15 protein-coding genes are annotated in these 14172 nt (G+C 54.0%); 7 read left to right on the top strand and 8 right to left on the bottom strand.

From position 1 onward, the window contains the following. The 3 genes from RTY00_RS08010 to RTY00_RS08020 all read left to right on the top strand — a co-directional run. A partial coding sequence (locus tag RTY00_RS08010) for a hypothetical protein (RefSeq protein WP_312664058.1) occupies positions 1-183 on the top strand: 183 nt, incomplete at its 5' end. An 800-nt stretch (positions 184-983) separates the two neighbouring features. After that, on the top strand, positions 984-1229 hold the full coding sequence (locus tag RTY00_RS08015) for a hypothetical protein (protein ID WP_061717406.1): 246 nt from the start codon (positions 984-986) through the stop codon (positions 1227-1229). 107 nt (positions 1230-1336) lie between these two features. Continuing rightward, a complete protein-coding gene (locus RTY00_RS08020) occupies positions 1337-2419 on the top strand; it encodes a malate/lactate/ureidoglycolate dehydrogenase (protein ID WP_312664059.1) in 1083 nt (360 codons plus the stop codon). Between the two features lie 39 nt (positions 2420-2458). Here the strand turns inward: RTY00_RS08020 and gntT are convergent, their stop codons facing one another. After that, positions 2459-3775 (bottom strand): gluconate transporter, encoded by a 1317-nt coding sequence (gene gntT / locus RTY00_RS08025; protein WP_061717408.1) that lies wholly within the window; start codon positions 3773-3775, stop codon positions 2459-2461. A 125-nt stretch (positions 3776-3900) separates the two neighbouring features. Here gntT and RTY00_RS08030 point away from each other — a divergent pair, with 125 nt between their 5' ends. Further along, on the top strand, positions 3901-5211 hold the full coding sequence (locus RTY00_RS08030) for an iron-containing alcohol dehydrogenase (RefSeq protein ID WP_312664060.1): 1311 nt from the start codon (positions 3901-3903) through the stop codon (positions 5209-5211). A 136-nt stretch (positions 5212-5347) separates the two neighbouring features. Here RTY00_RS08030 and RTY00_RS08035 read toward each other — a convergent pair whose 3' ends face one another. From RTY00_RS08035 to RTY00_RS08045, 3 genes are all read right to left on the bottom strand, one after another. Then, the gene (locus RTY00_RS08035) at positions 5348-7276 is read right to left on the bottom strand and encodes a methyl-accepting chemotaxis protein (protein ID WP_312664061.1); all 1929 of its coding nucleotides are present in this window, start codon (positions 7274-7276) and stop codon (positions 5348-5350) included. A gap of 125 nt (positions 7277-7401) precedes the next feature. Beyond that, positions 7402-8229, bottom strand: a complete 828-nt coding sequence (locus tag RTY00_RS08040) for a Cof-type HAD-IIB family hydrolase (protein WP_312664062.1) — start codon at positions 8227-8229, stop codon at positions 7402-7404. Between the two features lie 109 nt (positions 8230-8338). Next, complete coding sequence (locus RTY00_RS08045) at positions 8339-8830, bottom strand: RcnB family protein (protein WP_312664063.1); 492 nt, start codon at positions 8828-8830, stop codon at positions 8339-8341. Positions 8831-9594: 764 nt separating this feature from the next. Here RTY00_RS08045 and RTY00_RS08050 point away from each other — a divergent pair. Then, on the top strand, positions 9595-10107 hold the full coding sequence (locus tag RTY00_RS08050) for a DUF523 domain-containing protein (protein WP_312664064.1): 513 nt from the start codon (positions 9595-9597) through the stop codon (positions 10105-10107). On the opposite strand, the gene RTY00_RS08055 is transcribed toward RTY00_RS08050, so the two are convergent. After that, a complete protein-coding gene (locus RTY00_RS08055) occupies positions 10059-10298 on the bottom strand; it encodes a DUF1272 domain-containing protein (RefSeq protein WP_312664065.1) in 240 nt (79 codons plus the stop codon). The genes RTY00_RS08050 and RTY00_RS08055 overlap by 49 nt on opposite strands. Before the next feature lie 204 nt (positions 10299-10502). On the opposite strand from RTY00_RS08055, the gene RTY00_RS08060 reads away from it, so the two are divergent. Both RTY00_RS08060 and RTY00_RS08065 read left to right on the top strand, forming a co-directional pair. After that, entirely contained in the window at positions 10503-11627 is a 1125-nt protein-coding gene (locus RTY00_RS08060) for an AI-2E family transporter (RefSeq protein ID WP_312664066.1), read from the top strand. A 111-nt stretch (positions 11628-11738) separates the two neighbouring features. Next, the gene (locus tag RTY00_RS08065; protein WP_061717412.1) at positions 11739-12419 is read left to right on the top strand and encodes an HAD family hydrolase; all 681 of its coding nucleotides are present in this window, start codon (positions 11739-11741) and stop codon (positions 12417-12419) included. Positions 12420-12495: 76 nt separating this feature from the next. Here RTY00_RS08065 and RTY00_RS08070 read toward each other — a convergent pair whose 3' ends face one another. The 3 genes from RTY00_RS08070 to RTY00_RS08080 all read right to left on the bottom strand — a co-directional run. After that, positions 12496-13071: a TerD family protein gene (locus RTY00_RS08070; protein WP_312664067.1), complete on the bottom strand. Its 576-nt coding sequence runs from the start codon at positions 13069-13071 to the stop codon at positions 12496-12498. A 57-nt stretch (positions 13072-13128) separates the two neighbouring features. Then, complete coding sequence (locus RTY00_RS08075) at positions 13129-13707, bottom strand: TerD family protein (protein ID WP_061717414.1); 579 nt, start codon at positions 13705-13707, stop codon at positions 13129-13131. 50 nt (positions 13708-13757) lie between these two features. Next, positions 13758-14172, bottom strand: a 415-nt coding sequence (locus RTY00_RS08080; protein ID WP_409519124.1) for a TerC family protein, incomplete at its 5' end; no start/stop codon positions are given.

Consider the following 14172-nt stretch of genomic DNA (forward strand, 5'->3'; position numbering starts at 1 on the left):
TGCAGCCTAGCAAAGCTGCAGAAAAGTGCCGATTCACAACGTAATTTCCTGTTATGTCATGCTGAAAAATTCATTATCCGAAGGCAGATTTTTCAGCTTCCTGTACGACGAGTGCCTAACGTAATTGCCAGGATAATAGTAAAAAATGCGCTTAATCTCTCCAGGCAAATTCTTGGATATTGACGAATTTTACCTCAAGCAGGACGCGTAATTGAAACGTCAGATAAACGGATAGGCATTACCGCGGAATGTACATAAAGTGCAAACCTGTTGTAATGATAACGACATGCAACAAGATAGCTTTCAGAGACTTAGCGCAAACAATTCACATACGGAATAAGTTAATAAAATTTATCAATTGAACTCATCAGACGAATAAGATAAATCTCGATACTCCAGGACGGAGATGGGGAAAAAACTGACATGACTATTCGTTGTAGCCGCTGCGGTTGCGCTAAATTTTTTTACACGTTATCCGACTGCGAAAAGGTCGATTCGACAAATCATCATGGCGCCTGCTGCGCACGATGTCAGAAACCGCTAAATCTGCACGATCTCATTCTGCCTGTCTCGTCCTGTAAAGACAGCGAAAAATCCTATGCTGAATAAAAATTCAGGCACCCGCAGGTGCCTGTCGTTGTCAGAAAATCAGTTTAAAGACGCCTGTAATTGTCAGTAATCCAACGATGAAGATGATGGCGATGACCCACAGAATTATTTTCATTGTTCGCTCCTTCAAGTATGAAAAATAACGTGTCTGTTAACCAGTATAGATGATCATTCTGCTTTCGCTGGGCGCTGCGAGCGTGGTCACAGCCCTATGTTCTCGTTTCGTCTGGCGCAGATTATTTTCTGCGAGATGGGTCGCAGCATTCGCTTTTCCTTCCCCTTGTTGCCGCACTCAGCGCCTATCTACAGGCTAAACTTACTTCGCCTGAAGAGGCCTCAATTGTTATCAATGCCTACGTAACAAGGAGATTCTTATGAGCACGATTAATACCAGCATGGGGCGTTACAGCCTTAAGGCAAAGGATTACGGCAACCACATCAGCGGCAGTATTGCGATAAATGATGAAGGTGGCACGCAACTCACCATGCAGGAGTTTGAAGAGCATTATCTTGACGATGTCATCAACAATGTCATTTATCCGGTCACCGGCGGGAACCGAGAAATTACCCGCGCGTTACGTGATCAAATGGTCAAAGCGGGCTTTGAACAGCCGCACTAAGTTTTTGGGCCACACATTGTGGCCCTTTACTTTTTTATCGCTGACTTGCGGTTATTACTGGTTTCGTCGCAGGATGCAATATCGTTCATGATAAGGAGATTAACCGCGTGAGTACGCTGCATCTTATTCCCCCTTTCCACCTTCATCAGTTTGTTCAAGCCATTTGGTCACATGCTGGCAGCAGCGCCGAAGAAGCGCGCCTGGTCGCTGATCATTTGGTGGCTGCAAATCTGGCGGGTCACGATTCACACGGCGTTGGCATGATTCCGAGCTACATGAAATCGCTGGCGCAGGGTTTTCTGCAGCTGAACCAACATGCCAGCGTGGCAAAAGACGCCGGTGCGGTGTTGACGCTGCATGGTCACAATGGCTTTGGCCAGGTCGCGGCGTTTGAGGCGATGCAGCTTGGCATTGAGCGCGCCGCCAAACTCGGCATTGCAGCGGTTGGTTTACACCATTCGCACCACATTGGTCGCATCGGCCATTGGGCGGAACAGTGTGCAGCCGCCGGTTTTGTCTCGTTTCACTTCGTCAACGTGATGGGCGATCCCATGGTGGCGCCTTTCAACGGTAGCGATCGTCGTTTCGGCACCAATCCTTTCTGCGCCATTTTCCCGCGTCGCAATGCCAAACCGCTGCTGCTCGATTTCGCCACCAGCGGCATCGCCTTTGGTAAAACGCGGGTGGCGTGGAACAAAGAGCAGCAGGTCGCGCCAGGTTATCTGATTGATCATCAAGGCCAGCCGACCACCGAACCGGGCGTGATGCATCAGGCGCCGTATGGTTCGCTGATGCCGTTTGGTCTGCACAAAGGCTATGCGCTGGCAACCATGTGCGAAATCCTCGGCGGCGCGCTGTCGGGCGGCCGCACCACGCATGATGGCACGCTGGTTACCAGCCACGATGCCATTTTCAACTGCATGACCACCATCATCGTTAATCCGGATGCGTTTGATGCGCCCGCGATGCAGGAAGAAGCAGAATCATTCCTCGATTGGGTGAAACAGTCGCCGCAAAGTGGAGATGCACCGATTCAGGTGCCCGGCGAGTGGGAAGAGCAGAACCGCGTGGCACGTGAACGGGATGGCATTCCACTCGATAGCAATAGCTGGGAGCAAATCTGTGACGCGGCGTTACAGGCAGGTATGCCGCAAGAGGAACTCGCGGCCTTCCGCGCCTTAACGCAGTAAACCGCACGCGGCTGAGGCGCGATGCCTCAGCCTTGATGCTTAGATGACGCTGGCAAGCAGTAAACACCCCACCAAACCGCAAACTGAAATGATGGTTTCCAGCGCCGACCAGGAACGGAAGGTTTCGCCGATGGTCAGGTTGAAATACTCCTTAAACAGCCAGAAGCCCGGATCGTTGACGTGAGAGAAAATCACGCTGCCGGATCCGACCGCAATCACCATCAGTTCCGGGCTGGCGCCGCTGGTGACAATCAACGGTGCGACAATCCCGCCTGCCGTAATCGCCGCCACGGTCGCGGAGCCCAGCGCAATACGCAGCACGGCGGCAATCGACCACGCCATGAAGATTGGCGACAGGTTGGTTTCATGCATCATGCTGGCGATATATTTATCGACGCCGCTATCCACCAGCACCTGTTTGAACGCCCCGCCACCGCCAATCACTAACAGCATCATGGCGATGATCTTGATCGAATCGGTGATGGTGCCCATCACTTCATCCATGCTGCGGCCACGGTTCAGACCGAAAGTGAAGATGGCAATCAGCACCGCAATCAAGGTTGCCATGATTGGGTCGCCAAAGAACTCGGCATACGGCAACAACACATGACCTTTCGGCAGCAACATCTCCGCCACCGCGCGCAGAGCCATCAGCACCACCGGCACCAACGCCGTCCAAACGCTGACGCCAAAGCCAGGCATCTCAGCTTCAGTAAAGGTTTTCGGGTTCCACAAGCCTTCCGGGATCGGCTTATCAATGCCTTTCAGGAAGCGCGCATAAACTGGACCGGCAAGAATAACGGTTGGAATTCCCAGCAGTGTTCCGTACAGCAGCGTTTTACCCATATCGGCGTTGAACAGCGTGGCGATCGCGGTTGGGCCCGGATGCGGTGGCAGGAAACCGTGCGTAACGGAAAGTGCGGCCGCCATCGGCACACCGACGTACAACAATGGCACACGTGCGGAAGCAGCGATGCTGAACACCAGCGGCAGCATCAGCACAAAGCCCACTTCGTAGAACAGCGCAAAGCCGACGGTAAAGCCGGTCAGCACCAGCGCCCACTGAATGTGCTTCTCGCCGAACTTAGCGATTAACGTGGTGGCGATGCGCTGCGCCCCGCCGCAATCCGCCAGCAGTTTACCCAGCATCGCGCCGAAGCCCATGATCAGCGCAAGGCTGCCCAAGGTGCCGCCGACACCGGTTTTAATCGATACGATAACTTTGTTGACCGGCATGCCCTGCATCATGCCTACGGCCAGCGCCACCAGAATCAGCGCGATAAATCCGTTCAGTTTGAAACGAATCATCAGCAGCAGCAGTAACGCTACGCCAATCGCCACATAGAGTAATGGCATAATTTTTCTCCACTTTTGCGCGCGGTGAATCACCGGCAGCGGTTTATTTTGGTTATCCCAGAGGACATGAGAATCAACAGCGTGCGCCGCAGGAAAACATCCTGCTGAGCAATGTTACGGGTATCATGTTAAGGGTAACATTGCGTACAAAGCACCTGGCGCAGCGGCGGAATTTCTGTTTTGCGAAGGTGATCAACTTTTTGCCGGCGCGTTATCAGAATGTTTGCAGCGGGAGTGTCACGGCTTTTGGTTACACTAAGGTCTTTACGCCAAACAAGAAGGACATGCAGGTGAGTGAGAATCTGATCGAGTTGTACAGTAATCAACAAACCCTGTTTGGTCGCGGCAGCATTGACCAGCTGATTCCGCTGCTGGCGGCCAATACCCAGCCGACGCTGTTGTTTTGCGGCCGCTCATTCCTTAACGGTCCAGCCTGGGCGCGCCTGGGTTCCGCGCTCAACGATCAGATCATCGGTTACGAAATCGTCAGCCATGAAGCCTCGCCGGATGAAATTGATGGTTGGGTGCGGCGCTGGCGCGGTCATGTTGATCGCGTGGTAGCGATTGGCGGCGGCAGCGTGCTGGATGCGGCCAAAGCCTTCAGCGCGATGATGCAGCATCCGCTGAATACCGCACGCTATCTGGAAAAAGTCGGTGATACGCCGGTGCAAGCGGTGACTCTGCCGCTGATCGCCATTCCTACCACGGCGGGCACCGGCAGCGAAGCCACGCAGAACGCGGTGGTGACCGATCAGCAGCATATTCAGGTCAAAGCCTCGCTGCGCCATCCGGTCTTTGTGCCGCAGGTAGCGATTCTCGATCCGGATCTGCTAAAAGGTGCGCCCGACAGCGTGCTGGCAACCTGCGCCATCGATGCCTTCACCCATTTATTCGAAGCCTATCTGTCGCGCAAAGGTAATTTGTTTACTCAGCAAACCGCGCTCAATGGGTTGCGACTGTTCTTCCAAGCGTGGCCAGATTTAAATCGTGACGACGAGCGTGGCGATGCCGCGCGAGAAGCGATGATGATGGCGTCGTGGTTGGGAGGCGCGTGTCTGAGCAGCGCCGGATTGGGCGTGATCCACGGCATTGCCGGAGAGTTGGGAGCAATCAAGCCGTTCCATCACGGCGAAGTGTGCGGCCGCTTATTGTTCCCGTTCCTCGACGTGCTGGCGGAAACCGAGCATGTTGAGCAGCAACGTTTGATGGCGCAGCTCGGCCAACAGCTGCTGCCGGACGATCCCGCGCCGCCAGCATTGGCGTTGAAAGCCTGGATCCAGCAGCAGGCGATCGTGCCGTTCTGGTTAGATGGCCCAACGCTGTCAGCCACAGACGTCGACTGGATTGTGTCGCGCGCCAACAGCAAAAACGGTTGGGTCAGCTACGATGCACCCACGTTAACCGAGATGATCGCCGCCGCCTGGCGCATCGTCTAAATGATAACGGGCAGCCAACGCTGCCCTCATGCTCGTCAGTTAAGCGTTTTTCGGTCACCATAAATGGCGACCCTACAATGAATTGGCGCATTTTTCGTAGGGTGCACATTCATGCGCACCTGCATACATATGGAAATTAACGCTCAGCCACTTTAAACATCGCGATCTCTTGCGCCAGCTGCGCTGCTTCATCACGCAGCGCCTGAGTATTTTCGGCGGTTTGCGTCACCAGCATTAGGTTTTGCTGAATACCGCGCTCCATCTGCGATACCGCCAGCGTCACCTCCGCGATACCTTTGCTCTGCTCATCACCTGCCACGCGCATCTCGCTTACCACCTGCTTCACTTTATGCACGTCAGTAACCAGTTGCGAAAGCTGCTGACCCGCACCTTCCACCAGCTTACTGCCAGCCAATACGTTGCTGTCGGAATCGGCAATCAGCGCTTTAATCTCCTGCGCCGCCGTGGCGCTGCGCTGAGCTAAAGCGCGCACTTCCGATGCCACCACGGCAAAACCGCGTCCCTGCTCACCGGCGCGCGCCGCTTCCACCGCCGCATTCAGCGCAAGGATGTTGGTTTGAAACGCGATGCTATCGATCACCGTCAGAATTTCCGCCACGCGGCGCGATGAGGATTGGATAGCGCCCATGGTGCTTACCACTTCGCCCATCACGTCGCTGCTGCTGCGGGCAATCTGCGCGGTCTGTTCGGCGGCGGCATCAGCCAGTCGGGTATTTTCGGCGTTTTGCTGCACGGTCGCGTTGAGCTGCTCCATCGCCGCCGCGCTCTGCTCAAGCGCTGCGGCCTGTTCGGCAATTTTCTCTGTCAGCGCGGTGTTACTGTGCGCCAATCCTGACGCATTGGCCGCCACCGTTTCGCCGCTGCCCTGCACGCGAGTAATCACGCCGGCGATCTTATCGACAAAGCTGTTGAACGCACCGGCGATATCCGCCAGCTCATCGCGTCCACTTTTGGTCAGGCGGCGGGTTAAATCGCCATCGCCATTGGCAATCTCATCCAGCGCCGCATGCGTGGCTTTCAGGCGCTGACCAATGCGTTGGGTAAACGCCCAGGCTAACAGCAGCAGCACGATCATCGCTGGGATCAGGAAGGTAAAGATGTCACGCATCATGGTACGTGCCAGGCCACTAACCGCACTTTCAGGTGTCACCAGGCCAATCACCCAACCGGTACCGGGCATGCGGAACAGCGTGACCTGCGCGCTGGTGTGCAAGTAGTCGTCATTGAAATCCGACAGCTGCAACACCTTGCCATCGCCTTTTAACTGAGCGATACGTGCGGCCAGCGCCGCCAGCCAGCTGGATTTTTCCGCCAGGCTGCTTAAGGTGGTGAGCGATTTTAGATCCTGGCCTGGGTAATAGAGCAGATTGCCCGCGCTATCGAGCGCAAAGGCATAACCGCCAGTCACCTGCCCTTTCTGCTGCATAAAGCCCGCAAGATTATCCAGTTGCACATCCAGCGTCGCGACACCGGCAAAACGATCGCCCGCCGCGTACGGCACGCTGCAGGTCACCATTTTCACGCCGGATACCGGATCCTGATAAACCTCCGACCAGCCGCAACGATCGCGTGGTCCATTGCGCACCGCGCTGTACCAGCTTTCCTGTTGATAACCGTTGCCCGCAGGCAGGTTGTAGTCATCGGAATAGGCCAGCGCGCCATCACTCTGCCGCGCCCAGAAGAAGCTGCGACGCTGCACACCGGCGCTAAAAGCATCGGGTTCCGGCCACACGCCACCACCGGCAATGGTTTTATTGCCGCTGCTATTGATGATTTGCGGGAAACTTTGCTGCCACAGCGTGGCATCGTGCGGCAACACTTCGGCAAGGCGCGCCATGCTGACGGCTTCGCCTTCAATGCGCACCAGCTGCTGATTTAATTGGCTGACCAGATTGCTACCGGCCTGCTCAATCAACGTATGGCTGGCTTCGATGACGCGCGGTTGGCCGCGCAACAACAGAACGGAGAACACCACGGCGGTTGTGACGCACAGTAATAGCAGGCCACCCAGCGTCATGCGGGTAGCCAAACGGGTTGGCAACATAATTTATCCTTTCTAACCGACTGCATTAACGATTGAGATAAGAAGTGCCGCTCAGCGGCGAATTGTGCGTTCCGTCACAATCGAATATCGGCAAGGCAAAGAATAAATTCAGCTATAAATGACGATCAGATGACAAACGGCGGTTTGCCGGCCAGCATCTGCTCAATCACCTGTAAAACGCCCTCGTCGTTATTACTCGGTGCTTCAAAGCGCGCCGCCTCTTTGACCTTCTGCGGTGCATTCGCCATGGCAAAACTGAAGCCAGACTGCTGCAGCATTTCGAGATCGTTACCGCCATCGCCAAACACCAGAATTTCACTGCGTTCGATGCCCCAGCGTTTGCCCAGCAGATCGAGGCCGTGACCTTTGTGGTTGCCTGGCACAATCAGATCCACCGATCCGTGACCGCTGGACGTGGCCGCCGCCGCTCCCTGATGCAAACGCTCAATGTCCGCCATCAGCGGTTCCACGTAATCATCCGACAGATTCAGCGCGAACTTGAACAGCTTATCGCCCGCCACGTCATCGAGGCTGCGAATCGCCTTCAGGCGATGGCAGTAGTGACGCATTTTCACCAGCCACTTTTCATCGAGGCCTTCGAAGTAGTAGGCGCTGTCGCGTCCGCACAGGATGTAGCGCAGTTCGGGATAATTACCGTTGTGCAGCGTATCCAGCACCGCATCAATATCCTGACGGGAGAACTCGCCGCAGAATAACTCTTCATCACGATCGATAATCCACGCGCCGTTCTCCGCCACGAAGGCAATTTCGCTGGCTATCTCAGGGAAGAAGGATTTGAGTTGGTAATACTGGTTGCCGCTGGCTACCACAAATTTGATGCCGCGCTGCTTCATTTCCTGATAGCAGGCGTTAAAACGCGCGCGGTTGTACTGTTTATTGTCGTCGAGAAAGGTGCCGTCTTTATCCACCGCCACCATTTTTACCACGGTCATCATCACTCCTTAACGTATCGAAAGGAAAAACGGGTCGTAGAGAGAATAACCTGGTGAGCGGATAAAGCGGAGAGAAACACGGATGGCCGAAGCCATCCGCTGGGGAAGATTATTTGAAGGCGCCGTTGAGCAGAATCGCGGTGATGATGCCGGTTGCTGCGGCCACCAGCACGTAATTACCATCGATGTAAGCCCAATGTTCACCGCGCGGTGGCTCATACAGACCACGGTCGCGCCAGTCATCTACGCGATAGTGCGGACCACGAAACTCCGGCGGTGCCGGATAGCCGCGACGGAAGTCATGGCCGCCCCAGGCGAAGCGATCGCCGCCACGATGCCCTTCCGGCATCCGATGGTCAGCATAATGGTCGTGACGATCCGGACCAGGTCCGCGATCGTGATCGTGGCCACGGTCGTGATTATCACCGCGATCCGGTCCGCGGTCGCCGCCATGATCCGGGCCGCGTCCATGGTCCTGATGCTGGTCGCCGCCGTGCGACTGCCAGCGCTGGTCACCTGGGCCGTCTGCCCAAGAGACGCTAGAAAACAGGGTGCTGCATGCAATAAATGACGCAATAAGACTCAGTGTTGTTTTTTTCATGGTGTTGCCTCCAAGGATAACGGCGGTTGCTGTGCCGTTGAGCATTACTATTGATTAAATGGAGACAGAAAAGCATTTCCAAAACTCTTAAAAACCGGATACTTACAGGAAATTACGTCAACTTATCACTTTCTTAACGATTGCGTATTTTCTGACATTAACTGGATCGAACGGACGTATGCGCGTTTATTGGGGAGAAAGCGGGGAATATAAAGAAAAACCCGATCGCAAGGATCGGGAGGATAATTCAATTTCCATAAATTGCATAAAGGGGTAAACCCTGCAAAAGTGAGGGTAAAACTGAAGCACACAACGCCACATCACTAGCATTGCCGGTAAACAATACCATTTAAAATTGAAAAGTTCTTTTGAAAAGGGCTACTTTTCAGAAAAATACTTAAAAATTAACCGACAAGAAGAAATAATATTTTGCGAAACGTTGTTTCAGGGCAAATAAGGTCTGTGCTCTGACCAGATTCAGCGCGACATAAATACGGTCGCCAAATAGAAACATTAATGCAACATGCATTAGTAAAAATAAGATATAAAATCAATGACTTTTTACCAATACCCCGCTTATGATGCTACATTATGCGATCAGAGTTCAGTGTAATTCATCATTCACCCGCCATTATTACGATACAATCCTTTACCTGCCCCATTAATTCACACCAGTGATTAATATCGCGCTTAATATATTCTCTGTTGCGCAACACGTTAATACTGTGATTTCGACAGCGTCGTTATTTAAGGAAAACGTTTACATGGAAAGAATATTAGTCAGTGCTTGCCTGATGGGATACGCGGTGCGCTATAACGGCAGCGACAAGAAACTTATCTCCGACACCTTAGCGCGCTGGCGCAGCGAACAACGTCTGGTCATCCATTGCCCTGAACTGGCTGCGGGCTTAAATACGCCACGTTTACCCGCAGAAATTCACGGCGGCAGCGCAGAACAGGTATTAACCGGCGTGGCGCGCATCCTTGAATCGGATGGCCGCGATGTCACACAACATTACGTGCTGGCGGCATGGCTAGCGCTGCGTGCGGCGCAAGACGCGCGCTGTCGCTTTGCCCTGCTCACCGATGGCAGCCCAACCTGCGGCAGCCAGCGCATCTATGACGGCAGCTTTAGCGGCCAGCAGCGGTCCGGTCACGGCGTCGCAGCTGAATTGCTGCGTCAGCACGGCATTAAAGTGTTTGCCGAATCACAGCTCACTGAGTTGATTCAGCGGGTCGCTGACGCCGATAAATGTCGCGTGGTCGATGCGGGATGACGCGCTAACGCTGCAGCAGGACGAATCGGTCGACGCACCAGTTCACCGCTGCAATTAGGGCAGCGCTGCGCCAACGCGCCTTCCGCGCAGTCAACACAGAAGGTGCATTCAAACGAACAGATGCGTGCATCAAGCGACTCCGGCGGCAGATCTTTATCGCAGCATTCGCAGTTAGGACGTAGTTCCAGCATGATTTCCTCCGGTGAGTTTCAGCCGCCATCATCACCGTAATAATGCCGCAGCACCAGCCAGTGAACAGACATCAGGCGGACAAATCGGGACATCGTTTGTCTGCTCTCGTCAGGCGCTTAAGCGAACCATCTGACCTAAAAACATTACATTCCCCGAAAGGCGTTCTATAGTTCAATCGCCTTATCTACTAACGAGACACTGTAATGCGTATTAAAGGACTTAATTTAGGCTTCTTTATCGTTATTTTGGCGATTGTCACCTACGCCTTTTTTGATGTGCTGACACCGTATTTTTCTGCCATTTTCTGGGCCGCGATTTTGGCGGTGATCTTCCATCCACTGAAGTCGCTGTTGCGCCGTAAAATGGGCGATCGTAACGGTCTTGCTGCGTTTGCCACGTTGCTGATTATCTGCCTGATTGTGTTCACGCCGCTGGCGCTGATCACCTCTTCGATGGTGGTTGAAGTCAACACGGTGTACACCAAGCTGCAGAACAACTCCGCGCAGTTCCCGTCGGTGTTTGCCGATCTGCTGCAACATCTGCCATCGTGGGCGCGTAATTATCTCGCCGATAACAACCTGAACAACGCGCAGGAGATTCAGCAGAAGCTCTCTGGTTTTGCGCTGAAAGGCGGCCAGTACATGGCGGGCAGCGTGTTCCTGATCGGCAAAGGGACCTTCACCTTTACCGTTGGCTTTGGCGTGATGCTGTATCTGCTGTTCTTCCTGTTGAAAGATGGCGCCTGGCTGGTGAATTTGATTCTGGAAGCGCTGCCGCTTTCAACCTACGTGAAACATCATCTGATGATGAAGTTCGCAGCTGTTTCACGTGCCACGGTCAAAGGCACGGTGGTGGTTGCGGTAGTGCAAGGTGTGCTGGGCGGCATCGCCTTCTGGATCACCGGCATTGACGGCAGTTTGCTGTGGGGCACCTTGATGGCGTTCCTGTCGCTGATTCCGGCAGTCGGGTCCGCGATTGTTTGGGTACCGGCAACCATCTTCTTCTTCGCCACCAGCGCCATCTGGAAAGCCCTGTTCCTGATTGGCTTCTTCGTGGTGGTGGTTGGTCTGGTGGATAACATCCTGCGTCCGCTGCTGGTCGGTAAAGACACCAAAATGCCGGACTATCTGATCCTGATCTCCACGCTGGGCGGCATGGAAGTGTACGGCATCAACGGCTTTGTGATTGGTCCGCTGATCGCTGCACTGTTTATTGCCTGCTGGAATCTGCTCTCCGGTCGCGATAACCGTGAGAACTCCGAAGAGATCGACGAAGAGTTTATCGAGGAGGGTAAAACCCGCGAGGAAGAGGGCAAAATCCGCGAATAAGCGTTTCAAACGGCTACCGTTTATCGGTAGCCGCATTCCCGCATGAGAATATCGTCCCGCCATTTGCTATCATCGTTGCATTGATTACGGCTTGCGACAAAAGAGAACAACATGTCCATGGAATCCTCCTTAGCGCGTGAAAATCAGGTTCTGTCAGTATTCGATTTCGACGGCACGCTGACCATTCACGACAGCTTTATCCCCTTTCTGCGCTTCAGCTTTGGCAAACGTGCCTTCGCACGCAAAATTGCCCGCCTGGCGCTGCCAACGCTGCGCTGCATGCGTAAAAAGCTAACGCGTGATGAGTTAAAAGAAGTGTTGATTCACACCTTTTTAACCGGCGTTGAGGAGAAATGGATTCGCCAGCAGGCGCAACTGTTCTGCGCGGCCAATTGGAATAAGCTGATGCGTCCAGCCGGACTGTTAGCGGTTGCCGCTGAAGTGAACTCCAGCGCGGAAGTCACCATCTGTTCCGCCTCGCCTGCGATGGTATTAGAACCGTTCGCCGAGCGTCTGGGCATCAACCTGATCGGCACCCAATTAGAAGTGGTGGACGGCATTCTTACCGGAAAGATTACCGGTCATAACTGCCGCTGCGGGCAAAAGGTTAAGCGACTGGAAAGCGTCTACGGCCCGCTGCATAACTATCACCTGCGCGCCTGGGGCGATACGCGCGGTGATTTTGAGTTACTGGCCGCCGCGCAGGATCCACACTGGCGTCATTTCCATCCAACGTGGAAAAAACGCCGCGTGCCAATGGAAAAACTGCGCATGCTGCGTCTGGATCCGTAGGGGCGCTATTCATGGCGACCGATTTAAATAGCAAAAAGCCCCGGACCAGCCGGGGCTTTGTTAGCAATGCTTTAAATCAGACGCTCACGCCGTGCTGCGAAGCCAGCGCTGACAAGCCGCCTGCAAATCCCTGACCAACCGCTTTGAATTTCCACTCAGTACCGTTGCGATACAGCTCACCGAACACCATCGCGGTTTCGGTAGATGCATCTTCAGACAGGTCGAAACGGGCGATTTCAGCGCCGTTGTCATTGTTGAAGATACGCATGAAGCTGTTGCTCACCATGCCGAAGTTCTGCTTACGCGCTTCTGCATCATAAATGGTGACCGCGAAGACCAGCTTCTTCACGTCAGCCGGTACTTTAGACAAGGTGATTTTAACCTGCTCGTCATCGCCATCGCCGGCGCCGGTGCGGTTATCGCCCTGATGCTCAACGGAACCACAAGCGCTCTGCTTGTTGTTGAAGAAGATGAAGCTGGCATCGCTCAGCACTTTACCGTCGTCACCGACCATAAACACTGACGCATCGAGGTCAAAGTCCTGACCATCTGTTACACGTGCATCCCAACCCAGACCCGCCATGGCAACATTCATGGTTGGTGCTTCTTTAGTCAGGGAAACGTTACCGCCTTTTACCAGAGAAACTGCCATTTTAAAGCTCCTGCTTTTAATTGGATGATGCGGGCAGCGCGTGGCTGCCCGTGTTAATTAAGATGCGTTGATACCGTACTGAGCACACACCGAGGCGAGGCCGCCAGCATAACCCTGGCCTACCGCGCGGAATTTCCACTCGGTACCGTTACGGTACAGCTCACCAAACAGCATCGCGGTTTCGGTGGAGGCATCTTCGGTCAAATCGTAACGCGCCACTTCACTGCGATCGTCATCGTTCACCAGGCGGATAAACGCGCCGGAAACCTGACCAAAGCTCTGACGACGGGTCTGCGCATCATGGATGGTAACCACAAACACGATCTTGTCGACGTCGGCTGGAATCAGATCCAGTTTGATTTTCAGCGACTCATCATCGCCATCGCCTGCACCGGTACGGTTGTCACCGGTGTGCGAAACAGAACCGTCGGAAGAGACCAGGTTGTTATAGAAAATGAAGTCAGCATCGCCACGGACTTTGCCGCTGGCGGACAGCAAGAACGCTGACGCATCAAGGTCAAAGTCCTGACCATCGGTGGAACGTGCATCCCAGCCAAGGCCAACGAGGACGTTTTTCATGGTTGGTGCCGCTTTGCTCAGCGAAACGTTACCGCCTTTAGAAAGAGAAACGCTCATTGTAATTACCTCTTGGTTAATGATTTTTCAGACACATTACTGGCAGAAGATCAGCTCTCTTCTTTTTCCTCGGGTTTACCAGGGAACATCACGCTGAGTACGATACCAACAGCCAACACGCCGAGTACCACAAACAGGCTGGCGCTAGCAGAGATGCTGTAGCCGTGATGCCAGATATGATCGGTAGCATTCAGACCCAGTTTCACCGCGATGAAGAACAGCAGCACGATAACGGCTTTCTCGAGGTGAACCAGATACTGTTTCAATGCTTCAAGTACGAAGTACAGCGTACGCAAGCCGAGGATGGCGAACATCATGGCGCTATACACGATCAGCGGTTCACGGCTTACCGCGATAATCGCCGGCACGGAGTCAAAGGCGAACATCACGTCAGAGAGTTCAACCACCGCCACACACAGCATCAACGGCGTGGCATACAGCGCCGCTTTCTTGCCGCGACCAATC

Origin of the sequence: Pantoea sp. CTOTU49201 (assembly GCF_032054795.1) — a bacterium.
GTDB classification, from domain to species: Bacteria; Pseudomonadota; Gammaproteobacteria; order Enterobacterales; family Enterobacteriaceae; genus Pantoea; species Pantoea symbiotica.

What these genes read in the sequence shown, in the direction of transcription:
- RTY00_RS08075 (WP_061717414.1), bottom strand. Translation starts at nt 13,707, where the DNA reads ATGAGCGTTTCTCTTTCTAAAGGCGGTAACGTTTCGCTGAGCAAAGCG.
- RTY00_RS08050 (WP_312664064.1), top strand. Translation starts at nt 9,595, where the DNA reads ATGGAAAGAATATTAGTCAGTGCTTGCCTGATGGGATACGCGGTGCGC.
- RTY00_RS08030 (WP_312664060.1), top strand. Translation starts at nt 3,901, where the DNA reads ATGTTAAGGGTAACATTGCGTACAAAGCACCTGGCGCAGCGGCGGAAT.
- RTY00_RS08055 (WP_312664065.1), bottom strand. Translation starts at nt 10,298, where the DNA reads ATGCTGGAACTACGTCCTAACTGCGAATGCTGCGATAAAGATCTGCCG.
- RTY00_RS08060 (WP_312664066.1), top strand. Translation starts at nt 10,503, where the DNA reads ATGCGTATTAAAGGACTTAATTTAGGCTTCTTTATCGTTATTTTGGCG.
- RTY00_RS08065 (WP_061717412.1), top strand. Translation starts at nt 11,739, where the DNA reads ATGTCCATGGAATCCTCCTTAGCGCGTGAAAATCAGGTTCTGTCAGTA.
- RTY00_RS08045 (WP_312664063.1), bottom strand. Translation starts at nt 8,830, where the DNA reads ATGAAAAAAACAACACTGAGTCTTATTGCGTCATTTATTGCATGCAGC.
- RTY00_RS08070 (WP_312664067.1), bottom strand. Translation starts at nt 13,071, where the DNA reads ATGGCAGTTTCTCTGGTAAAAGGCGGTAACGTTTCCCTGACTAAAGAA.
- gntT (WP_061717408.1), bottom strand. Translation starts at nt 3,775, where the DNA reads ATGCCATTACTCTATGTGGCGATTGGCGTAGCGTTACTGCTGCTGCTG.
- RTY00_RS08040 (WP_312664062.1), bottom strand. Translation starts at nt 8,229, where the DNA reads ATGACCGTGGTAAAAATGGTGGCGGTGGATAAAGACGGCACCTTTCTC.
- RTY00_RS08015 (WP_061717406.1), top strand. Translation starts at nt 984, where the DNA reads ATGAGCACGATTAATACCAGCATGGGGCGTTACAGCCTTAAGGCAAAG.
- RTY00_RS08035 (WP_312664061.1), bottom strand. Translation starts at nt 7,276, where the DNA reads ATGTTGCCAACCCGTTTGGCTACCCGCATGACGCTGGGTGGCCTGCTA.